Genomic DNA, 20,985 nt, shown 5'->3' with positions numbered 1-20,985 from the left:
GTGGTGGCGGGAGGTCTTACCTGCGCATCACCCCGGCGACATCGACCTGGCTTGCCGCATCTCCGTAACCATCAGGATGACGTGTGCGCCAGGCAAGAGCTGTCTCAATGATCTGATCAATCGCGGCATAACGGGGTGTCCAGCCGGTATCTCTCGTGAATGAGGTCGCATCAGCGACCAACATGGGTGGGTCCCCGGCCCGTCTTTCCGCCGCATGCCACGGGACGTCGCGACCGCTGACGCGGGCGATACTCTTTAGAACGTCGAGATTGGAGTGCCCGGTGCCCGTGCCGAGATTATAAGCGACGCTGCGCTGGTCAAGCACGTCGAGAACGCAAATATGTGCCGCGGCAATATCGGAGACATGGGTGTAATCACGGATGCAGGTCCCGTCAGGCGTCTCATAATCCGTGCCGAAAATCTGTAGCGCGGGACGGCGGTGCAGCATTGCATCAAGGGCAAGCGGGATGAGGTGCGTTTCCGGCTTGTGATCTTCCCCCGCGCGGCCGTCAGGGTCCGCCCCGGCTGCGTTGAAATAGCGCAGGCAGGCACTGCGGAGGCCGTGCACCTGGTCCGCCCAATATAAAATGCGTTCGATGAAGAACTTACTTTCCCCATAGGCTGATCCCGGAATGATCGCGGCATCCTCTGTGATGGCATCGTGCCGGTCCGGCCCCCCGAAAAGCGCGGCGGTGGAGGAAAAGACCAGCTTGCGGACGCCGTGCTGCGTGCAGGATCGGATCAGGTTCAGCGATGAGGTGAGATTATGTTCAAGGTAATGAAGGGGGTCGCGCATACTCTCCCCCACGATGGAAAGCGCGGCAAGATGAAATACGCCATCCCATCGATGCGCCCCGACAATGGGTGCGAGCGCCGCGCCATCGCGCAGGTCAACCTCATGCAGGCGGGCGGCAGACGGCACAACCTTTCGATGGCCGGTCGACAGATTATCGATGATTTCGATCTCATGCCCTGCATCCAGAAGGGCGAGAACGATATGACTCCCGATATAGCCGGCTCCGCCAGTCACCAGGTAACGCATGAAACCCCCTTTTAAGAGGCAACGCCGCCCATTTTGACAATTGAGCTGGATGGGGAGCTGCCGAACTGAAAAAGAGACCGCCTAAAGGCGCCGATATGCTTTGTCATGCCAAATATTGACCAATTGATCAATGATGGAACACGGGCACTTCATCCCTGATTAGCAGGTCGGGGAGCGCATGATTTGCGTCCTCAGGCGGGACCGTCATGCGTTTTAAAAGGGCTTCCGCTTCCTGCCTTCCCTCAAGCCTTAACAAGGGCTACCATAATGGCTTCCGCGCGACGCTGCGGGGTCATGGGCGTGGGTAAGGTGCGGGCCGGGGGGGCTTTAATGGACGAAACGCAGGGTCTGGAGGCATTATCGCGCGTCGGCACGGCGTTTGAACGCGCCGCGACGGCGGAGAGCGCCTATGAACGCCTTGTCACGCTTTATGAGGGTGAGGTCGCCCGCGTTGCGGCATCCATCAAGGGGGAGGGGAAAGGCTCGGGCTATTATCCCTATCTCGCTTTCTTCCAGCGCCATAATGCGGCGGATATTACGGCGCGCGCTCGATATGATATTCTGCTTGAACCTGGTTTTTATGGCACAACCATCACCCGCCCGAAACTTTACGACGCGTATTTGCGGGATCAGCTTTCAGATCTGATGGCAACTTACAGGGCGCCCGTTTATGTCGGGCTCTCACGGCGCCCCATCCCGCTGCCTTATGTCGTTAAATCGGGCGAGGGGCTTTCGGTTGAAATGCTGCAACGTCATGGCGCGGGGTTTGACCTGCCGGACCTGCATGCGACAGATGATGACATCGCCAATTGTGTCTATAAGCCGGAAAGTGAAGCCCCGCGTCCCCTCTCATTATTCTCGGCGGAACGGACGGATTATTCCCTCGCGAGGCTGCATCATTATACAGGGACATCGCCCGAGCATTTTCAGAAATTCATCCTCCTCACCAATTATCAACGTTACGTCGATGGCTTCAGGGATTTTGCCGCGGCGCAGTTGGGGAGGAATATACGCATTTCGTCGCGCCCGGGGATACGGTCTATGGCAAGGAGGGGCTGATCTCCGGTGAGGAGCCCGCGAGCCTGCCGCAAATGCCCGCCTATCATTTATGTCGGCCGGATGGTCATGGCATCACGCTCGTCAATATCGGGGTCGGGCCGTCAAACGCCAAAACGATTACGGATCACCTCGCCGTATTACGTCCGCATTGCTGGTTGATGGTGGGCCATTGTGCGGGGCTGCGTCGTTCCCAGAAGCTGGGTGATTATGTGCTGGCCCATGGCTATGTGCGCGATGATAATGTCCTGAACGACATGCTGCCAGCCTGGGTGCCGGTGCCCCCCATTGCGGAAGTGCAGGTGGCGTTGCAACAGGCCACGCAGGAGGTGACTCAGCTTGGCCCGTCGGAAATCAAAACCCGTATGCGCACCGGCACCGTCCTGACAACGGATGACCGTAACTGGGAATTGCGCCTGCGCGCCCTTTTCTCACAGATCAATATGAGCCGGGCCATTGCCGTGGATATGGAATCGGCGACAATCGCGGCGAATGGTTTTCGTTTCCGTGTCCCTTACGGGACGCTGCTTTGCGTCTCGGACCGCCCTTTGCATGGTGAGTTGAAACTCCCCGGCATGGCCAACACGTTTTACCGGACACGTATTTCCCAGCATTTGATGATCGGCATTGAAACAATGCGCGCTTTGCGGCGCAATGGGGTCGATCACCTCCACTCCCGCAAATTAAGAGGCTTTGACGAGCCGCCTTTCCGCTGAATGATGAGAGAATCGGATCGTAATTTGACTGACATGATGACGCCCGCCGACAAACAACAAATGCTTCCCCGCTGGGACCTCTCTGACCTTTATGCAGGTCTTGATGACCCCGCCATCGCCCGGGATATCGAAAGCTGCGCGGCGGAGGCGCGTGCCTTCGCAACGCGGTATAAAGGGCAGGTGGCGCAGCTTTCCGGGGCGGCGCTGGCTGACGCCATTGAGGCCTATCAGACATGTGATGAGCGTATGGGCCGCCTCCACGCTTATGCGCAGCTTCGTTTCGCGACGGAGGCGACGAGCCCGGAAGTCAGCCGCTTCAGCCAGATGATTCAGGAGCGGTTAAACAAGATCGCCTCCGACATGATGTTCTTCACGCTCGAAATCAACCGGATGGCGGATGACAGGTTGGAAGCCTGTCTTACGGACGTGTCTCTCAATCTTTGGGCGCCTTTCCTCCGCGCTGTGCGTCTGACGCGGCCCTATCAGCTCGCTGACGATGTGGAGAAAGTCCTGCTTGAAAAAGACGTGACGGGGCGCGCCGCCTGGGTGCGGCTTTTTGATGAAACGCAGGCTGCAATGACCGTCTCACTGGATGGGGCCGTGAAGCCCCTCGGTGAAGCATTGAATCGCCTGAGCGACCCTGACCGCGCCCGTCGTGAGGACGCTGCGGATGCGGTGCACACCACCTTGACCCGGCATCAACATGTGCTGACGATGGTGACCAACGTCCTCAGCAAGGATAAGGCAATTGAGGATCAGCTTCGCGGTTATGAGCGTCCCGACAGCAGTCGTCATCTTGCGAATTTCATCGCGCCGGAGATTGTTGACACGCTCGTTGAGACGGTCACGCGGAATTATGAAAATCTCTCACATCGTTATTACCGCCTGAAGGCCGGATGGTTGGGTTTGGACAGCCTGTCACATTGGGACCGGAATGCACCTTTGACGCAGGATGAAACAGCGCAGATTTCCTGGCCGGAAGCCCGGCAGATCGTCACGGAGGCCTATCAGGATTTTGACCCGGTGCTGGGCGACATGGCCCGCGATTTCCTCGACCGGAACTGGATTGACGCCGCGCCTTATCCCGGCAAAAGCGCTGGCGCCTTCGCCCATCCCGTCACCCCTGCCGTGCATCCCTATCTTCTGCTGAATTATCACGGCAAAGTCCGGGATGTGATGACGCTTGCGCATGAACTGGGTCACGGCCTGCATCAGATCCTCGCAGGGCGGCAAGGTTATCTTCAATCCGCCACGCCGCTTACCCTTGCTGAAACGGCATCTGTGTTCGGTGAGATGCTGGTCTTTCGCCGCCTTGTCGCCCACGAAAAAGACAAACTCAGGCGTCGCCATATGATCGCGGCTAAAATTGAGGATATGCTCAACACTGTTGTGCGCCAGGTCGCCTTTTACAAGTTTGAAAGGGAGGTGCACGCGGCGCGTCAGAATGGTGAGCTTTCCGCGGCGCAACTCGGTGAAATCTGGTTGAAAACCCAGCGCGACAGTCTTGGCCCGGCCATTACATTGGATGAGCGTTACAGCCCTTACTGGAGCTATGTGCCGCACTTCATCCATGCGCCATTTTATGTTTACGCCTATGCTTTCGGGGATTGCCTCGTCAACGCGCTTTACCAGCTTTATCAGCAGGGACATCCGGATTTCACCCGCAAATATCGCGCCTTGTTAGAGGCAGGTGGGACTCAGTCCCACAAAGAGCTGCTGGCGCCTTTCGGCATTGACCTGACGGATCCGACATTCTGGCAAAAAGGTCTTGATGTCATCTCCGGCCTGATTGATGCGTTGGAGGACGAGGCACTTGAGGAAAGACAACCCGCAGCATGACAAAGAAAGATCCTCTCGATGAGACCGGGTTATTTGGTGAATTCAAACGCCTCGCCCGCACGTCAGGCACGGTGGGGGGGATCGCGACAAGGCTGATCGGCAGCAAACTCGGCTTTTCACCCGATACATCCGCACATGCGAATGAGCTGCGCCTGGCATTGGGGGGGCTCAAGGGCCCTTTGATGAAGGGCGCGCAGATCCTCTCAACCATCCCCGGCGCGCTGCCTGATGCTTATGCGGAGCAACTGGCTGAACTCCAGGCCAACGCGCCCCCGATGGGATGGAGTTTCGTGCGCCGCCGCATGATGTCGGAGCTGGGGCCGGAATGGGAGCGGCACTTCCGCCAGTTTACGCACGAGGCGTCGGCGGCGGCCAGTCTGGGTCAGGTGCATCGCGCGACAACGCATGACGGGCAGGATGTGGCCTGCAAATTGCAATATCCCAACATGCGCGCCACCGTTGAGTCGGATTTGCGGCAATTCAAATTGGCGGTCGGGGTCCTGCAACGCGTCCTGCCCGCCATCAAGCAGGATCAGGTCGTCAAGGAGTTGGAAGCACGGCTGCGGGAGGAGCTCGATTACGAGCGGGAAGCCTCCCATATGCGGCTTTACGGCGACATGTTGTCGGACCAGAAGCGTGTCACGGTTCCGAAAGTCGTGGAAGCGCTCTCAACCGGGCGGCTTCTGACGATGGAATGGGTGTCGGGCGAAGGGATCAAGGCGTTTCTCGAAGGAAATCCGTCCCAGGCGGCACGGAACGACGTGGCGCGCGCCCTGTTTTACGCGTGGTATACGCCCGTTTACCGATATGGCATTATCCATGGTGACCCACATATGGGTAATTTCACCGTCCGGCAGGATCACGGGCTGAACCTGCTCGATTTCGGCGCGATCCGGATTTTCCCGCCGCACTTTGTCAAAGCCATCATCGACCTTTTTTCAGCTTTACAGGCGGATGATGAGGATATGGCTCTCGCCGCCTATGAAAATTGGGGCTTCACCGGCCTTTCACGGGATACGGCCCGCGTTCTGAATGAGTGGGCGCGTTTTGTCTATGGTCCCCTGATGGATGATCGTGCGCGCCTGATTCAGGAGGATGATGACCCGAATTTCGGGCGGGATATTGCGGAACGGGTCTATGAGGGGCTTAAGCGCACGGGCGGCGTCCGGCCTTCACGGGAGTTCGTGCTGGTGGATCGTTCAGCCATCGGGCTCGGAAGCGTGTTTGTGCGGCTGAAAGCAAAACTCAACTGGCATCGATTGTTTCAGGAACTCATCGGCCATTTCGACGTCGATGCCCTCGCATCCCGCCAGAAAGAGGCCCTTGCCCGGGCGGAGGTGCCGCCGCCTCTCAGTGATCTCTGACGGGCGTAGCCGCGCGGTTTGAAGGTGCGACGCTGCCTTTATGCCGCAGCGCCGCCCTCAGCTTATCTCGCGGCCGGGGTCAGGGTGCGGCGAATGGCATCCTGCCAGCCGGTTAAAAGATTCCTCCTCAAATCCTGATCAATGCGTGGTTTGAAAACCGCGTCCTGCTTCCAGCTTTTGGCAAGGTCGTTGGTGGACTGCCAGACGCCTGTTGCCAACCCCGCCAGAAAAGCGGCCCCGAGCGCCGTTGTTTCGAGATCTGTCGGGCGCTCAACCGGCGTGTCCAGGATATTGGCCAGAAACTGGGCAAACCAGTCATTTGCCGCCATGCCGCCATCGATGCGAAGGGCCCGTGTTTCCGCCGTGCCATCATCCCGCATGGCGTGCACCAGATCGTACGTTTGATACGCGACTGATTCGAGCGCGGCGCGTGCGATATGGGCCTGGGTTGAACCCAGCGTCAGCCCGCAAATCAGCCCGCGTGCATCCGGGTCCCAATGCGGTGCGCCGAGCCCAACGAAGGCGGGAACCATATAAACACCGTGACTGTCAGGGACACGTGTTGCCATATCATCCGTCTGGGAGGCATGGGTGATCAGATGCAGCCCGTCCCGCAGCCATTTGATCGCGGCACCCGCGACGAAGATGGACCCCTCCAACGCGTAGGTCGTTTCATTGCCGATCCGGTAACCAATGGTGGTAAGAAGGCGGTTGCGCGATGTGACGGGTTTGGACCCGGTATTCATCAGCAGAAAACACCCTGTGCCATAGGTGGATTTGGCCATGCCGGGTTTGAAACAGGCCTGTCCCACCAAAGCCGCATGCTGGTCACCCGCCATGCCGCCAATCACGATTTTCTCCCCGAAAAGCGAAGGGTCCGTATCACCCAGATGGCCGCTATTATCGACGATACGTGGCAGGATGGCTTCGGGCACATTGAAGAGCTTCAGCAGCGCGTCATCCCATTCCTGCGTATGGATATTGAATAAGGCCGTGCGCGACGCATTTGTGATATCGGTGGCATGCACCGCGCCACCTGTGAGACGCCATAATAAAAAGCAGTCGATGGTGCCAAAAGCAAGCTCACCTTTCTCCGCTTTCCGGCGTGCATCGGGCACGTTATCCAATATCCACGCGACCTTGCTGGCGGAGAAGTAGGGGTCCAAGAGCAGACCCGTCTTCTCACGCACGATCTTTTCATGCCCCTCATGTTTGAGCCGGGCGCAGGTCTGCGCGGTGCGGCGGTCCTGCCAGACAATGGCACGATGAATAGCGCGACCTGATGAACGCTCCCAGATCACAATTGTCTCACGCTGCGTTGTGATGCCCAGCCCGGCAATTTTATCCGCGCCACCCGCTTTGCTGATGACCTCCCGCGCTGTGGCGAGGACATCTTTCCAGATCTCCTCCGGGTCATGTTCCACCCAGCCAGGTTCCGGGTAATATTGTTGGAACTCCCGTCGTGCGAGCGCAACCGCATGAGCGTCACGATCAAAGACAATGCTGCGTGTCGATGTTGTTCCCTGATCAATCGCGAGAATATGCGTTTTTTTGGACATGATTATTTTCCTGAAATGCGACTTGAGAGCCTTTGGCGGCTTAAAGGACCTGGCTGCGCTTCAGCAGACGGGGAGGTCGGGATTATGTGGGCCGGTAACGGTGTTTGCTCCCTCCGGATAGAAGCGCGGCATAAAAGGGCGCACGAGATATTGGTAAATTCCCGCCCCGATAATGCCGCCCGTGATGGGGCCGATAATCGGCACCCACCAGTAATTTCCGGGTGCCGGGATGGCGGAGGGGCCCCAGCCGGCGCACCAGGCAAAAAGGCGCGGCCCGAAATCACGCGCCGGATTGATGGCCCACGCATCCAGATAACCGGAAGAGGCCCCGATGGCCGCCACGATGAGACCGATAATAAGCGCGCCGGAATTCGCCTGCGGGGCCATGGTGTTGTAATGGCAGGTCACCGCAAAAATCCCGAGCAACAGAAGCGCGGTCAGGACGATCTGAACGACGAGGGAGTGTAGGGGCGTCACGGCAAGCCCCGGATGGGTGAAAAACACACTTGACGCCCCGCCATCAAGTTCGCGGCTGAAATGATGCACGGCGTTATAATGGTCGATGACCGGCGCAAAATTGAGATAAACCAGGGCCGCTCCGGCGAAGCCGCCCGCGACCTGCGCCACACAATAAAAGGGGACTTTTCGCCAGCTGAAACCTCGGAACAGCGCGAGAGAAATTGAGACGGCCGGGTTGGCATGGGTGCCACTGACGGCGCCGGTCACATAGATGGCGATGGTCACGCCAAGCCCCCAGACGATGGCGACACCCCAATAGGCATTGGCGTAAGGGCTGGGGTCGTAAAGCACATACATGGCGGCGACACTGTCGCCGAACGCAATGATAATCAGGACAGCAATGAATTCCGAAATCAACTCACCAAAAAATCTTTTCAAGGGAGACATGTCAGACGTCCAGATAGATCGTGTGGCGATAATGCCAGAAAAGGTGGGTGCACCTGGATTGGCCGCTGAAGGGCAGAGATGAATCCGTCAGCCGGGCTTATCCCGCGCCTTGAAGCTGCGACGACGCCGGAAAGGTGGCGCTGTGCGATGCGGGGAAATCACTTTTGTCGGCAGTTCGAACATGGTTTTTTTCACTTCTGCTCCCTGCCTTTTTCAGCTTCAGAGAAGGCGAGAGCGCGTTGTGCGCCACGCGGAGGAGCGCGCCGGATTGCGCCGTGAAGAAGAAGCCTCAGAGGGGATTTCAAGCATTGGCGGCCAATTTCCCGTCAATATAAGCGGCGAGCTGCGACACTTCGTCCTGCTTCAGGCGCAGCCCGAATTTGCCGCGCCGCCAGATAATGTCATCCACCGATCGCGCCCATTCTTCCGAGATCAGGTAATCAACCTCCGCCTGGAAGAGATCCGCACCGAAATGCTGTCCGAGAGCCTCCTTGCGCGACGTGACAAAATTCCGGGCGCGTGTCCCGTAATTACGCACCAGTCGCCAGGCCGTCTCGGGTGTCAGGTAGGGCGCTTTTTTAATAAGTGCGGCGACCTGCCTGTCAAACTCCGCACGCGCGAAGTCACCGCCGGGCAGGACGGCGTGAGATGTCCAGGACTCAGCGCTCAGAACCGGCAAATGGGGGGCAAGCTTTTCAATCACATGTTCCGCCAGTTTGCGATAAGTCGTGATCTTGCCGCCAAAAATTGAGATGACGGGGGCTTTTTCCACGTCGAGATCCAGCTTGTAATCCCGGGTGACGGCAGAGGCACTCCCGGCATGATCATCAAAAAGGGCGCGCACCCCGGCATATTGCCAGACGACATCTTTTGGAGAGACGGATTTATTGAAGTAACGGTTGACGCTCTCACAAAGGTAAGTGACCTCGGCGTCATCTATGGCGACGTGATCAGCGGACTTGTCCCAGTTGACATCCGTGGTGCCGATCAAGGTGAAATCCCGCTCATAAGGCACGGCGAAAACAATGCGTTTATCCGGATTTTGCAGGATATAGGCCTGCGGCGTGTCGAAAAGCTTCGGAACCACGATGTGGCTCCCCTTCACAAGCCGTGTTGAATTCCGGCTTGAGACGGATAATTCCCCATGCAGGAGGTCCGTCACCCATGGCCCGGCCGCATTGACGATGGCGCGTGCTGTGACTTTTGTTACCGCACCTGTTGCACTGTCCTCAATCCGGGCTTCCCAGTAATCGTCGAACCTTTCCGCGGCGAGGAGGCGCGAGCGTGTGCGGATCGTGGCGCCATGCTCACGCGCGCTCATCGCATTCAGCACGACAAGCCGGCTATCCTGCACCCATCCATCGGAATATTCGAAGCCTTTGACATATTGACGCTGAAGAATCCCGCCCGTGGGGTCCTTTCTGAAATTGATGCGTCGCGTTTTGGGGAGGGTCATCCCCATGCAGAGATGGTCGTAGATAAACAGCCCCGCACGCAGCAGCCAGGCGGGGCGCAACATGGTGGAATGTGGGAGGATGAAACGCATGGGCCAAATGATATGGGGCGCGATCCTGAGCAGATTTTCCCGCTCCATCAGCGCCTCTCGGACAAGGCGGAACTCGTAATATTCGAGGTAGCGCAGCCCCCCATGAATTAATTTCGTGCTTGCAGATGATGTGTGGCCAGCCAGATCGTCCTTCTCAACGAGAAGCACGCGCGCCCCGCGACCCGCCGCGTCCCGGGCGATGCCGGTGCCGTTAATTCCCCCGCCAATAATGAGAAGATCATAATTGAGAGGCATGTTGCTCGGTTCTTTCATGCGCGCTTTTATCCCATGACACCGCTGGATTGCCGTCGAAACCGAATATCGAACGCGTAACTTCCGTTAAAGCGAACTTAAACGAACATTCTTAAAAAGGAAATAACAAATACGTGTATTTTAAAACATATTTTATGAGATTTTATGAAATTCCACGTGCCGTCAGGGCCGCGCTTTCTTTAGCCCTGCAACCCTTCCCGGCCACCGGTTAAGAGCGCATCCTCAGCTTTTCACGACATGCAGCGTGACGCCGGAAGCCTCAAGCAGTTTTCGGATGTTTTCAGGGGGTGGTGCGTCTGTCACGAGGTCATCAATGTCGCGTAACTGGCCCACGCGCCCCATCGGTGTGCGGGAAAATTTTGTGTGATCCGTCAATAAAATGACGCGACGCGCATTGCGGATGATGGCGCGGGCGCATTGCACCTCTTCCAGGTCATAATCCAGAAGCGCCCCATCCTCATCAATGCCGCTGATGCCAATCACCCCTATCTCCGTACGGAAATGGGTGAGGGACTGGGTCGCTTCCGCCCCGACAATGCCGCCATCCTGGCGACGGATTCGCCCGCCTGCGATGAAAACCTCGAAGCTTTCATGCCGTGACAATGCGGAGGCGACATGCAGGTTATTGGTGATCACACGCAAATCATGATGCTGCATCAAGGCGCGGGCGAAAGCCTCCGTTGTGGTGCCGATATTGATAAAAAGTGACGTATTATCCGGTATCATGTCCGCCGCATAAGCCGCGATTCCCTGTTTGGCGCGGGCATTCAGAACCTTTCGCTGGCGGTAGGCAATGTTTTCAAAGGCGGCGACGCTGCTGGCGCCCCCATGATGCCGCGCCAGAAATCCGTGCGCAGAAAGGAAGTTAAGGTCGCGGCGGATTGTCTGCACCGTGACGTCAAGTTCGCGGGCAAGCTGTTCATTCGAAATATAATTTTCCGCGCGGACCATATCGAGAATTTTGCGGTGGCGCGGTATCGTGATGATCGTGTCGGTCATGGATGCGCCTTTGCCAGCTTGTTGTCGTGGAAATCATCGCAAAAGCTCTTAGTTTGGGCAACGTATCTCTACCATGATGCGGCCGGATCTGGGAAACCGAGCAAGTTCGCACATGGTTTGCGACTTTGCCGCCATTCTTGCGCTTAGGCAGAGTGTTCCTTATCTCTGGTGAATGTCCATGCGAACGCGATCGACACTTCAGAACATCCCTGATATTCGACTGACCGGTTTCAAGCCGGAGCGCCAGCCGGCGAAGGAAAAACTGCGTCATATGGTGGTGCAGTCCGATTTTTCACCCTCAGGTGACCAGCCGACCGCCATCGAGACCCTCGTTGCCGGAGTGCGGGAAAATGCGCGGGATCAGGTTCTGCTGGGCGTCACCGGGTCCGGCAAGACCTTCACGATGGCGAAAGTGATCGAGGCGACCCAGAAGCCGACTCTCATCCTTGCGCCCAATAAAACGCTCGCCGCCCAGCTTTACGGGGAGATGAAGCAGTTCTTCCCGGAAAATGCGGTCGAGTATTTCGTGTCCTACTATGATTATTACCAGCCTGAGGCTTATGTCCCGCGCTCGGACACGTATATCGAGAAAGACAGTCAGATCAACGAGCAGATTGACCGGATGCGCCATGCGGCCACCCAGGCGCTGCTGGAGCGCAATGATGTCATCATTGTCGCTTCCGTCTCATGCATTTACGGTATCGGCTCGGTCGAAACTTACTCCCGCATGGTGGTGCGGCTCGAGACAGGTGGCTCAATTGACCGTGACCGCCTGATCAAGGCACTTGTTGAACTGCAATATCGGCGGAATGATGCGGCTTTTGAGCGTGGCACCTTCCGTGTGCGGGGGGAACAGGTGGATATCTTCCCCGTGCAGAATGAGGATCGCGCCTGGCGCGTCACGCTTTTCGGTGATGAGATTGATGAGATCATTGAGTTCGACCCTTTAACGGGTGCAAAAACGGCGGATCTATCGGAAATCAGCATTTATGCGAATTCTCATTATGTCACACCCCGCCCCACCCTTAACCAGGCCATTATCGGCATCAAGGATGAGTTGCGCGCGCGCCTGGCGCAATTGACGGCGGAGGGCAAGCTTCTCGAAGCGGAGCGCCTCGCCCAGCGCACGCAATTTGACCTTGAGATGATTGAGACGACCGGCGTGTGTAAAGGGATCGAGAATTACTCACGTTATCTCTCCGGCCGTGGCCCGGGCGATCCGCCGCCAACATTATTTGAATATCTGCCGGAGGATGCCCTCCTGATCGTCGATGAAAGCCATGTGACCGTGCCGCAGATTGGTGGCATGTCGCGCGGTGACCATGCGCGGAAGTCGGTTTTGTCGGAATATGGTTTCCGTCTGCCCTCCTGTCTCGATAACCGGCCCCTGCATTTTCATGAATGGGACAGTCTGCGCCCGCAATCGATTTTTGTCTCTGCGACGCCCGGCCCCTGGGAGCTGGACCAAACTCAGGGGATTTTTGCCGAACAGGTTATTCGACCCACCGGTTTGACGGACCCGATCACGATCATTCGCCCGGTTGAAGGCCAGGTGGATGACCTCCTCGGCGAGGCGAAGGCGACCATCAGGGAGGGGGGGCGCGTGCTTGTCACCACCCTGACAAAGCGCATGGCGGAGGATCTGACGGAATATCTCACTGAAAATAGCATGCGGGTGCGTTACCTGCACTCCGAGGTCGATACACTTGAGCGTATTGAGATCATCCGCGACTTACGTCTCGGCGCCTTTGACATTCTGGTGGGGATCAATCTTTTGCGTGAGGGGCTGGACATACCGGAATGCTCTCTCGTCGCGATCCTCGATGCGGATAAAGAAGGCTTTCTTCGCAGCCGGACCTCACTGGTGCAGACCATCGGGCGGGCCGCCCGCAATGTTGATGGGCGGGTCATACTTTATGCCGACAATATGACGGGCTCCCTGCAATACGCCATTGATGAAACAGCGCGTCGCCGCGCACGCCAAACGGCGTGGAATGAAGCGCATAACATTACCCCGCAGACAGTGCGCTCTCGCATCGGGGAGGCCATGTCTTCCGTCTTTGAGCAGGATTACGTTACGGTGGCGGCGGATGAAACGCGGAGCCACGCGGAATTTGTCGGTAAATCCCTTGCCACTTCCATTGCTGAGCTTGAAAAGCGCATGCACGCAGCGGCAGCCGACCTTAATTTTGAAGAAGCCGCGCGCTTGCGAGATGAAGTCAAACGCCTTGAAGCTATCGAATTGGGCATGGAGCCACCCCCGATTGCCCGTTCCACAGCGGGCAGGGGGCGCAAAACCGGGGATAAGGTCCGCACGCCGAAGCCATTTGGACCCGGTGGGGGCGGTTATGACCCGCATAAACAACGATCGCGACGTGGGAAGAAATAATGATAGAGCTGCAATCCGGGCAGAATATTGTCGGCATCCTGCCGGAAACAGGTGCTGCGATCGCCTTCTGGCGTGATGGGCCGACGGAAATCCTTGTCCCCGTCTCAGACCCGAACCTTGTGGCACAGCATGGTGTTGCCGTTGCGGGATATCCCCTCATCCCCTACTCAAACCGCATCGCGCAGGGCCAATTTTCCTTCAACGGTGAAAATTACCATCTGACGCCGAACATGCGCGGCGAGACGCACAGTATCCATGGCAATGCGTGGGAGCATGAGTGGAAGGTCGCGCAACATGATGTTGACCGCGCCATCCTTTATTTCGACCACAAGCCTCAAACTGAGCGCGATTTCACGGAGTGGCCCTTCCCTTACCGGGCGGTCCTGTCCTTCATCCTGACCGGTGACGCGCTGCAGATAGAAATCCTACTGGCGAATCGCAGCGATGTGCCGCAACCGGTGGGTTTCGGCTATCACCCTTTCTTCCGCCGAACGCCGGAAATGCGCGTCGCCTTCCGCGCGCGCGGGGTATGGGAAAATGATGCGGCGCATCTCCCGGCAGCGCTCCTGCGATCAACCGGTAAGTGGGATTTTGCCGCAGCGCAGCGCGTCGACACGCTGAATGTTGATCATTGTTTCGCCGGTTGGGCGCATGAAGCGCGCCTGAGTTACCCGGATGCCGGATATGATATTGTTATCAGCGCGACATCGATATTCGACCACATCGTGATGTTCACCTCCCCGGAAAAGCCATTCCTCGCACTTGAAGCCGTGACGAATATGAATGATGCGATCCATCACCCGGAGGTATTGGATGCAGGGCTTACCGTTCTGAAACCCGGTGACGCGCTTTCCGGCACGATCACCTACTATATTGACCGCGACGCGACGCGCGCGTCATAAGCGGTTTCCCACGGATATATTTGCTGAGTGCATTGACATGGTCGAAACGACGTCCAGCCGTCTGGGCACCTACCTCACGCCCGGGGCGCTGACCGTATGAGGCGGGAGCTTAATGCCCTTCTGCTGGAGGAACGGCCAAAAATCGTCGAAATTGTCTCCTGGGCCGCCGGAAATGGCGATCGCTCCGAAAATGGCGATTATATTTACGGGAAACGCCGCCTTCATGAAATCGACCGTCGCATCCGCTTCCTGCGCAAGCGTCTCGAAAACGCCGTTATTGTGGATCCATCGCGGCAGGAAAAGCGCGATGTCGTCTATTTCGGGGCAATTATCGACTATATTGATGAGGAAGACCGCACCCATCGCGTGCGGATTGTCGGCAGTGATGAGGCGCGGATTGATCAGGGGGAGATCAGTTTGATCTCGCCTCTTGCACAGACCTTACTGCGCCGCCGCGCGGGTGATGAAGTCGTTTTAAAATCCGCAAAAGGTGAAACCACGCTTGAAATCACGTCCGTTTCCTATGACGATGACTTACCGCGTGATGATACTTAAAAGACGTTGTTCGGTTGCGCTGCCCATCCCTTGTGAGGGGTCGGGAGGCGATAACCGAAATTAAAGGACAAATCATGACTCTTGACATCGCCTTTCAGATGGACCCGCTCGAAGAGGTGAATATTGACGGCGATTCGACCTTCGCGCTGATGCTGGAGGCGCAGGCGAGAGGGCACAATCTGCATGTTTATGACTTTCGGACGCTCGCCTATGGTGAAGATGTCGCGATGCCGGACCCCGACACGGGCCATGGCGCGCTTTCGGCGGTGACGCGCGCCGTGCAAGTTAAAAGACGCAAGGGCCGCCATGCTTTTTTTGGTCCGCCCCAGCGGCGTCGATTGACATCATTTGACGTTGTATGGATGCGTCAGGATCCGCCATTTGATATGGGATATATCAGCGCCACCTACATGCTTGAGCAGGTTGACGGGGCGGGTCGGGACAAGGTGCGCATCTTCAATCATCCGCGCGCTGTGCGCGACGCGCCGGAGAAATTGCTGCCCATGCAGTTCCCGGATTTGATGCCCCCGACTCTCGTCAGCTGGGACATCGCGGCGCTGACGCAATTTCGGAAGAAATACGGGGATGTGATCCTCAAGCCCCTTTACGGCAATGGCGGGGTGGGGATCTTTCGGGTGCGGGAGGATGATGAAAATTTCGCGTCCCTGCTTGAGATGCATTTTTCACGCGGGCGGGAGCCTTTAATGATCCAGCGTTATGAGGCCAAGGTGCGGGATGGTGATAAACGCATCATTCTGGTCGATGGCGTGCCGATCGGCGCCATCAACCGGGTGCCGCAATTGGGGGAGGCGCGCTCAAATATGCATGTAGGTGGGAAAGCCACGGCCATCCCTCTCTCGGAAAGGGATCAGGAAATTTGCGCAAAGATCGGCCCATATCTGCGTGAGAATAATTTGATCTTCGTCGGAATCGACGTGATCGGCCATTACCTGACCGAAATCAACGTGACCTCCCCGACCGGCCTTCAGGAGCTTGACCATTTCAACGGCGTTAACAGTGCGGGGTTGATCTGGGATGCGGTTGAGGCGCGTCTCTGAATAACGGTCACTCCGCTTTGCCATTCATGGTGTCCTCCTGCCCCTCCCGGATAATCGGGACGGGCGGGGTTTCCTCCTCCGCTTCCACAGTTTTTTTTCCGGCGTGATCATAACGCATCGGCAGGCTGAGGGGCGGGAGATCGGACTTGGTTGGTTTTTCCTGACGCCAACTGAAACGCTGACTCAGGAATGTCTTGACCTCATGATGATAGTACAAGGCGAAAATCAACGGCCAGGAGAGAATGGCCACGGTGGCGATGAGAATTTCGAGGAGCATCTTGTTACGCTCTGATATCCTGCTGAGGGTTCTCGACATGACGGGGGACGACGGTGTAAGCAAGGGAATGACGGCGCAGCGTTGCGATGATCATGAGATTGGCGCATCTGTTTGCATCACGCCCTCGCGGGCATAACGACAATAATGTCTTCAGGAGTCCAAAAGTGCAATATGGGCTCAATATGTGGTAGAAGTTGCGGAAGAGAGCAAGATCAGCGCGATGACACGGACCAAAATGCCAGACGCCGCCCATCAGCCCGTTGACATGTCGGGTCTGGCGACCGAGTCCCATCAGCCGAAATCCGCTTTGGATGCGGAGGCCGTAAGGGCGGCCTACCGGCGCTGGGCCAATATTTACGACACGGTTTTTGGCGGAATTTCGGCCTTCGGTCGACGCCGCGCTGTTGATGCCGTCAATAACCTGCGCGGGGACCGGGTTCTTGAAGTCGGGGTGGGCACGGGCCTGGCACTGCCACATTATCGTGCTGATAAAATCATCACGGGGATTGACCTCTCTGAAGCGATGCTTGCGAAAGCGCGGGAACGCGTTGCGCGGGAGGCTCTCGGCAATGTCGCGGCTCTGCATGAAATGGACGCTGAAGCCACGGATTTCGCGGATGACAGCTTTGACATTGCTGTGGCGATGTTTGTCGCATCCGTCGTGCCAAATCCGCGCCGCCTCCTTGCGGAACTGAAGCGCGTGGTGCGACCGGGTGGCCATGTGCTTTTTGTCAATCACTTCCTCGCCACGGGCGGTGTGCGCCTGCTCTGTGAGCGTGCAATGGCGCGCGCTTCCCACTCCCTCGGATGGCATCCGGATTTTGCGCTTGAAGCCTTGCTGACGGAGTCAGATATCCGCAAAGCGAAGATCACACCCGTGCCACCTCTCGGCCTCTTCACGCTTGTGACGCTGCAATGCGATGATGAAACGTGACATTGTCTTAACAGGTGCGGGCGGTGCCTTTTTTGTGCTAAACCCCTGACCATCAACCAGATTGCGTCGCAATCTGGTGCCTATTTGCAGCGCGGCGGCACGTCATCGTCCCTTTGCGCTTGGAGGGTCTTGACGATGGCGCAGGGCAAGCCGATTTATCGGGACATGATGATCTCTCAAAATCGTCAAGGCGCCTTTCTGCTTGTGATTTCCCTGGTCGCAGGCACGCTTGGCGGTTTGCTTGGCCTGCTTGAAACCGGTATTTCCGGGGGCGCGTTGCGCGCTGCACATGGCGTGCTGCTGGAATTTTACGTCATCACGCCCGCATTTCTTGGTGGGTTGGGGCGACTCCTTCTGCCCTCCGCCCTGGGCCGGCCGGAAGCGCGTTTTCACCCGATTGACTGGGTCGCCGTGGGGCTATTAACGCTCGGGATCGGATGTGCGGTGGCCTCGCTCTGCGGTTTTGCGCCCGGGATGGCCTATAGTTTGATCGCTTGGTCCCTCAGTATGGCGCTTCTCAGTGCTAATACGGTTATCTTCATTCTCGAAAATCGCCGGACAGGTTTTGCCGACATGTCGTGTCTGGCATGGACGGAACTGGCCACGTCAGCAGGGTTAATCACCATCACCCCCGTCATTGCGATGATGGCGCTGAAAATCCTTCCGGCTTCGAGTGCCAGCCTGTCCCTTTTCGTCGGGGTTTTTGCTTTGCCCCTTCAGGCTATCGCCATGTCGGCGACAATCGGCATGATGTCATCCGCGTTTTTCTCAGATGACGACGCACCTTCCGTCCCAATGATTATATTGATCAGCTTCATTGGTCTGGCTGTTCCCGTGATCTGGCTGAAATTCTTCACGATTGGCGTGCTTCAGGCGGGCAATGTCGCCCTGGCCTGGTTGAGTGTGCCGAGTATCGCCGTCATTGCGATTTTCATCCGCCAGCTTTGGCGGCCGGCGCGACATGACATCGCCGCCACCATCTGGTCCATCGGGGCAATGCTCTTACTGGTGGCGGACGGTGTGCTGCAATGGGGCAGCCCGACCAGCATGGTGGAACATGCCATGACCCTCTACGCTGCCATCTGCGCGCTTTTCGGCAGTTTCTACGCGTGGCAGCGTGCCCAATCGTTTATCGTGGTCTCGCCTCTGTTCGGCATCCTCCATTTTTCGACGTTTTTCTCCGGCGTGTTTCTCTCATTGTCACCTTGGCCTGCGGCGCAGTCCATCGGGCATTTGATGATGTCTCTCTGCCTCGCTTTCGTCGGGGTGCTGCTTCTGCGCCTCGTCCTCTACACACGCGATGGGCGGGCGACTTCGCCGCACATTGAAATGTCGCACAGGGTTTGATGAGGGGGCCTTTATGCGCGCCGAGCCTGTGACCTCAATGACTCAGTCAATGCCGTCCATGCCGGAAGAAGGCGCGACGATGGCTGATTGGCTGGCGCTCCTCAAGCCGCGTGTCATTTCACTCGTTGTCTTTACCGGGGCTGCTGGTATGGCTGTGGCGCCGCTTTGGCCGCCTGCCATTCTGGCTTTTATCGATATCTTCTGCATCTGCATCGGGGCCGGGGCGGCGGGCGCCATCAATATGTGGTATGACCGGGATATTGACGCCATCATGCGGCGGACGGCCGTCAGGCCCATACCGGACCACCGCATGGACCCTGATCGGGCCTTGACTTACGGGATCGTGCTCTCCGCCCTTTCCGTCATATTACTTTGGCTGGCGAGTAATGCGCTCGCTGCAGGCATCCTCGCTTTTTCAATCTTCTTTTACGCCGTCATCTACACGATCTGGCTTAAACGCCGCACGCCACAAAACATTGTCATTGGCGGGGCGGCCGGGGCTTTTCCACCCATGATCGGCTACGCGGCCGCCACAGGCACGCTGCATCTCCTGCCCATTATCATGTTCGCGATCGTGTTTTTATGGACGCCGCCGCATTTCTGGTCGCTTTCCCTATACGCATGTAAGGATTATACCCGCGCTGGCATACCAATGTTACCCGTCGTCAAAGGTCCACGCCACACAAGGTGGCAGATCCTGATTTACACAGTCATTCTGGTGGCGGCCTCTCTCGTGCCGGGCTTTTATCATCTCGCAGGCCCGCTTTATAACGTGGCAGCTGCGCTTCTGGGCCTGGGCTTTTTAGTTATGGCGCTGGGCGTATTGCGTGACCGTCAGGACGATGCCGGGCAGAGTCTCACGGCAGATAAGCCAGCGCGGCGGGCTTTCCGTTATTCCCTCCTTTATCTTTTTCTTCTCTTCCTCGCGCTTCTCATTGATCGGGTTTTTCTGTCATGACCACAGATGAGTCTCGACGTCCGTCACCTAAGAGGCCATCACCGTCGCAGCAGCGTTTCTGGGCGATGATGGCGGGCATGGCCTTTTTGTGGCTGTGCCTTTTCGCCATCGCGTGGATCTCACTGTAATCAATTGCGACATGCGTGAGGGTGACGCGGCGTTTTTTTGAATCAGAGCCGACGCTTTACGCGCATCCGGTTCAATAAACACGTTCCTATCACGCACTCTCAATCCGCACGTTTCGCTGATGGCGGACGTTTAGCTTCGGGTGCGCTGCATGGAGTGGCGGGCGGGTCAGCCGCCTACCTGTTGTATTGCGGAAAGCATCCAATTGCCGCGGCCATCGGCCCGGACGAAACTCCAAAGCTCCGTCACGGTCTGAGACTCCGTCTGGCTTCCATCAATCACATGGCCCATCTGGTCCGTCGTGATGTCGATCAGGCTATAACGCATTGCGACTGTCGCATAGACAAGCCGTCCCTCTCGCCAGGCTTCGGCAAGGTCACCATTGAGGAAGGTGACATTGGAGGTGACATTGCGCGCGCCACGGCTGGCATAATCCGTTAATTGCTGATTGAAATATGAGGTCATTTCCGGCGTGGCCATCGTTGCGAGGGCCTGTAGATTCTGGGCGCTCCAGGCCGCCTGGACATCAACGAGGAGGCGCTGAAATGTTTGATAATCCTCGGGGTTGATGGTGACGTTCTGACTGCCGAAGCCCGGCGTCGCATTGGATGAGAAACCATAAGGACCGGGCGCTGCCTCGTTCCGCGGCGGTGTGACACCATTATATTGACCCTGCACCGGCGCGCCATTCCGTGTGAAAAGACGCACGGCCCATCTGACAACGATGAAGAGCAGGAAAAGCTGGATGATGACGCCAAGGAGGCTGCCAAGCCCCCCTACGCCGCCAAAAAAGCCGTGGCCCGAGAGCATTCCGAATAAACCAGCCCCCAGCATTCCGCCGAGGAAACCCGTCATGAGCGGGTTGCGGCGTGCGAACCCCATACCCGGCGCCCCCATCGGCCGTTGCGCGCCCCAGGGCCGCGCCGCGCTGGGCGGCGTGCGCGGCGTATAACTGCGATCAAAAGGGCGCGCGGCAAAAGGGGCCGTCCGTGTCATGGGCGGGGCCGACCATGTGCGACCACCCCGACTGCCAAAGGACCCGCCGCCCCCCGCACGCGCCATGGCGTCCATACCGGAGGAGCTGATGATGAGCGCTGCAAGGAGCGCGTAAATGCTGAGTTTCTTCATGATCCGTATTC

At 57.6% G+C, this 20,985-nt stretch carries 18 protein-coding genes; 11 read left to right on the top strand and 7 right to left on the bottom strand.

From position 1 onward, the window contains the following. Window positions 1-16: 16 nt before the first annotated feature. Window positions 17-1,042 carry a UDP-glucose 4-epimerase GalE gene (galE, locus tag CGLAMM_RS01465; protein ID WP_394819647.1) on the bottom strand — a complete coding sequence of 342 codons (1,026 nt, stop codon included), beginning with the start codon at window positions 1,040-1,042 and terminating at the stop codon, window positions 17-19. A 267-nt stretch (window positions 1,043-1,309) separates the two neighbouring features. Between galE and CGLAMM_RS01460 the strand changes: the two genes are divergently transcribed. From CGLAMM_RS01460 to CGLAMM_RS01445, 4 genes are read left to right on the top strand one after another with little or no spacing between them, the layout of a single operon-like run. Then, window positions 1,310-2,101, top strand: coding sequence for an AMP nucleosidase family protein (locus CGLAMM_RS01460; RefSeq protein WP_418115269.1), 792 nt, complete (start codon window positions 1,310-1,312; stop codon window positions 2,099-2,101). Then, the gene (locus CGLAMM_RS01455) at window positions 2,098-2,814 is read left to right on the top strand and encodes an AMP nucleosidase (protein WP_418115353.1); all 717 of its coding nucleotides are present in this window, start codon (window positions 2,098-2,100) and stop codon (window positions 2,812-2,814) included. The genes CGLAMM_RS01460 and CGLAMM_RS01455 overlap by 4 nt, the downstream gene beginning before the upstream one ends. A 60-nt stretch (window positions 2,815-2,874) precedes the next feature. Further along, window positions 2,875-4,653 (top strand): M3 family oligoendopeptidase, encoded by a 1,779-nt coding sequence (locus tag CGLAMM_RS01450; RefSeq protein ID WP_418115268.1) that lies wholly within the window; start codon window positions 2,875-2,877, stop codon window positions 4,651-4,653. Continuing rightward, window positions 4,650-6,017: an ABC1 kinase family protein gene (locus CGLAMM_RS01445; RefSeq protein ID WP_418115267.1), complete on the top strand. Its 1,368-nt coding sequence runs from the start codon at window positions 4,650-4,652 to the stop codon at window positions 6,015-6,017. Before CGLAMM_RS01450 ends, CGLAMM_RS01445 begins: the two co-directional genes overlap by 4 nt. 62 nt (window positions 6,018-6,079) lie before the next feature. Here the strand turns inward: CGLAMM_RS01445 and glpK are convergent, their stop codons facing one another. The 4 genes from glpK to CGLAMM_RS01425 all read right to left on the bottom strand — a co-directional run bounded on the left by glpK (window position 6,080) and on the right by CGLAMM_RS01425 (window position 11,300). After that, a complete protein-coding gene (glpK, locus tag CGLAMM_RS01440) occupies window positions 6,080-7,576 on the bottom strand; it encodes a glycerol kinase GlpK (protein WP_394819649.1) in 1,497 nt (498 codons plus the stop codon). 60 nt (window positions 7,577-7,636) lie between these two features. Then, the gene (locus tag CGLAMM_RS01435) at window positions 7,637-8,482 is read right to left on the bottom strand and encodes an MIP/aquaporin family protein (protein ID WP_394819650.1); all 846 of its coding nucleotides are present in this window, start codon (window positions 8,480-8,482) and stop codon (window positions 7,637-7,639) included. A gap of 301 nt (window positions 8,483-8,783) precedes the next feature. Next, the gene (glpD, locus tag CGLAMM_RS01430) at window positions 8,784-10,301 is read right to left on the bottom strand and encodes a glycerol-3-phosphate dehydrogenase (RefSeq protein WP_394819651.1); all 1,518 of its coding nucleotides are present in this window, start codon (window positions 10,299-10,301) and stop codon (window positions 8,784-8,786) included. Between the two features lie 222 nt (window positions 10,302-10,523). Continuing rightward, window positions 10,524-11,300, bottom strand: coding sequence for a DeoR/GlpR family DNA-binding transcription regulator (locus CGLAMM_RS01425; protein WP_418115266.1), 777 nt, complete (start codon window positions 11,298-11,300; stop codon window positions 10,524-10,526). Between the two features lie 178 nt (window positions 11,301-11,478). Between CGLAMM_RS01425 and uvrB the strand changes: the two genes are divergently transcribed. From uvrB to gshB, 4 genes are all read left to right on the top strand, one after another. Continuing rightward, on the top strand, window positions 11,479-13,689 hold the full coding sequence (uvrB, locus tag CGLAMM_RS01420) for an excinuclease ABC subunit UvrB (protein WP_418115265.1): 2,211 nt from the start codon (window positions 11,479-11,481) through the stop codon (window positions 13,687-13,689). After that, window positions 13,689-14,591 carry an aldose 1-epimerase gene (locus CGLAMM_RS01415; RefSeq protein WP_394819652.1) on the top strand — a complete coding sequence of 301 codons (903 nt, stop codon included), beginning with the start codon at window positions 13,689-13,691 and terminating at the stop codon, window positions 14,589-14,591. Before uvrB ends, CGLAMM_RS01415 begins: the two co-directional genes overlap by 1 nt. A 96-nt stretch (window positions 14,592-14,687) precedes the next feature. Continuing rightward, complete coding sequence (greB, locus tag CGLAMM_RS01410; protein WP_418115264.1) at window positions 14,688-15,146, top strand: transcription elongation factor GreB; 459 nt, start codon at window positions 14,688-14,690, stop codon at window positions 15,144-15,146. 74 nt (window positions 15,147-15,220) lie between these two features. Next, complete coding sequence (gshB, locus tag CGLAMM_RS01405) at window positions 15,221-16,204, top strand: glutathione synthase (protein WP_394819654.1); 984 nt, start codon at window positions 15,221-15,223, stop codon at window positions 16,202-16,204. A 7-nt stretch (window positions 16,205-16,211) separates the two neighbouring features. Here the strand turns inward: gshB and CGLAMM_RS01400 are convergent, their stop codons facing one another. Beyond that, the gene (locus tag CGLAMM_RS01400; RefSeq protein WP_394819655.1) at window positions 16,212-16,481 is read right to left on the bottom strand and encodes a hypothetical protein; all 270 of its coding nucleotides are present in this window, start codon (window positions 16,479-16,481) and stop codon (window positions 16,212-16,214) included. Window positions 16,482-16,746: 265 nt separating this feature from the next. Here CGLAMM_RS01400 and CGLAMM_RS01395 point away from each other — a divergent pair, with 265 nt between their 5' ends. The 3 genes from CGLAMM_RS01395 (at window position 16,747) to CGLAMM_RS01385 (ending at window position 19,720) form a co-directional block, all read left to right on the top strand. Next, the gene (locus tag CGLAMM_RS01395) at window positions 16,747-17,415 is read left to right on the top strand and encodes a class I SAM-dependent methyltransferase (protein ID WP_394819745.1); all 669 of its coding nucleotides are present in this window, start codon (window positions 16,747-16,749) and stop codon (window positions 17,413-17,415) included. Between the two features lie 135 nt (window positions 17,416-17,550). Beyond that, window positions 17,551-18,762, top strand: a complete 1,212-nt coding sequence (locus tag CGLAMM_RS01390; protein WP_394819656.1) for a hypothetical protein — start codon at window positions 17,551-17,553, stop codon at window positions 18,760-18,762. Between the two features lie 13 nt (window positions 18,763-18,775). After that, entirely contained in the window at window positions 18,776-19,720 is a 945-nt protein-coding gene (locus CGLAMM_RS01385; protein WP_394819657.1) for a heme o synthase, read from the top strand. A gap of 294 nt (window positions 19,721-20,014) precedes the next feature. Here the strand turns inward: CGLAMM_RS01385 and CGLAMM_RS01380 are convergent, their stop codons facing one another. Then, window positions 20,015-20,974: a TIM44-like domain-containing protein gene (locus tag CGLAMM_RS01380; RefSeq protein WP_394819658.1), complete on the bottom strand. Its 960-nt coding sequence runs from the start codon at window positions 20,972-20,974 to the stop codon at window positions 20,015-20,017. Between the last annotated feature and the right edge of the window lie 11 nt (window positions 20,975-20,985).

The sequence above is a fragment of the Sorlinia euscelidii genome, from assembly GCF_036452135.1.
Classification (GTDB): Bacteria; Pseudomonadota; Alphaproteobacteria; order Acetobacterales; family Acetobacteraceae; genus Sorlinia; species Sorlinia euscelidii.
This window is presented reverse-complemented; position numbering and strand designations above follow the sequence as displayed.

Bases quoted from the DNA above. Each gene is read 5' to 3' on its own strand.
- galE (WP_394819647.1), bottom strand. From the start codon at position 1,042: ATGCGTTACCTGGTGACTGGCGGAGCCGGCTATATCGGGAGTCATATC.
- CGLAMM_RS01460 (WP_418115269.1), top strand. From the start codon at position 1,310: ATGGCTTCCGCGCGACGCTGCGGGGTCATGGGCGTGGGTAAGGTGCGG.
- CGLAMM_RS01450 (WP_418115268.1), top strand. From the start codon at position 2,875: ATGCTTCCCCGCTGGGACCTCTCTGACCTTTATGCAGGTCTTGATGAC.
- CGLAMM_RS01445 (WP_418115267.1), top strand. From the start codon at position 4,650: ATGACAAAGAAAGATCCTCTCGATGAGACCGGGTTATTTGGTGAATTC.
- glpK (WP_394819649.1), bottom strand. From the start codon at position 7,576: ATGTCCAAAAAAACGCATATTCTCGCGATTGATCAGGGAACAACATCG.
- CGLAMM_RS01435 (WP_394819650.1), bottom strand. From the start codon at position 8,482: ATGTCTCCCTTGAAAAGATTTTTTGGTGAGTTGATTTCGGAATTCATT.
- glpD (WP_394819651.1), bottom strand. From the start codon at position 10,301: ATGAAAGAACCGAGCAACATGCCTCTCAATTATGATCTTCTCATTATT.
- CGLAMM_RS01425 (WP_418115266.1), bottom strand. From the start codon at position 11,300: ATGACCGACACGATCATCACGATACCGCGCCACCGCAAAATTCTCGAT.
- uvrB (WP_418115265.1), top strand. From the start codon at position 11,479: ATGCGAACGCGATCGACACTTCAGAACATCCCTGATATTCGACTGACC.
- CGLAMM_RS01415 (WP_394819652.1), top strand. From the start codon at position 13,689: ATGATAGAGCTGCAATCCGGGCAGAATATTGTCGGCATCCTGCCGGAA.
- greB (WP_418115264.1), top strand. From the start codon at position 14,688: ATGAGGCGGGAGCTTAATGCCCTTCTGCTGGAGGAACGGCCAAAAATC.
- gshB (WP_394819654.1), top strand. From the start codon at position 15,221: ATGACTCTTGACATCGCCTTTCAGATGGACCCGCTCGAAGAGGTGAAT.
- CGLAMM_RS01400 (WP_394819655.1), bottom strand. From the start codon at position 16,481: ATGCTCCTCGAAATTCTCATCGCCACCGTGGCCATTCTCTCCTGGCCG.
- CGLAMM_RS01395 (WP_394819745.1), top strand. From the start codon at position 16,747: ATGTCGGGTCTGGCGACCGAGTCCCATCAGCCGAAATCCGCTTTGGAT.
- CGLAMM_RS01390 (WP_394819656.1), top strand. From the start codon at position 17,551: ATGGCGCAGGGCAAGCCGATTTATCGGGACATGATGATCTCTCAAAAT.
- CGLAMM_RS01385 (WP_394819657.1), top strand. From the start codon at position 18,776: ATGCGCGCCGAGCCTGTGACCTCAATGACTCAGTCAATGCCGTCCATG.
- CGLAMM_RS01380 (WP_394819658.1), bottom strand. From the start codon at position 20,974: ATGAAGAAACTCAGCATTTACGCGCTCCTTGCAGCGCTCATCATCAGC.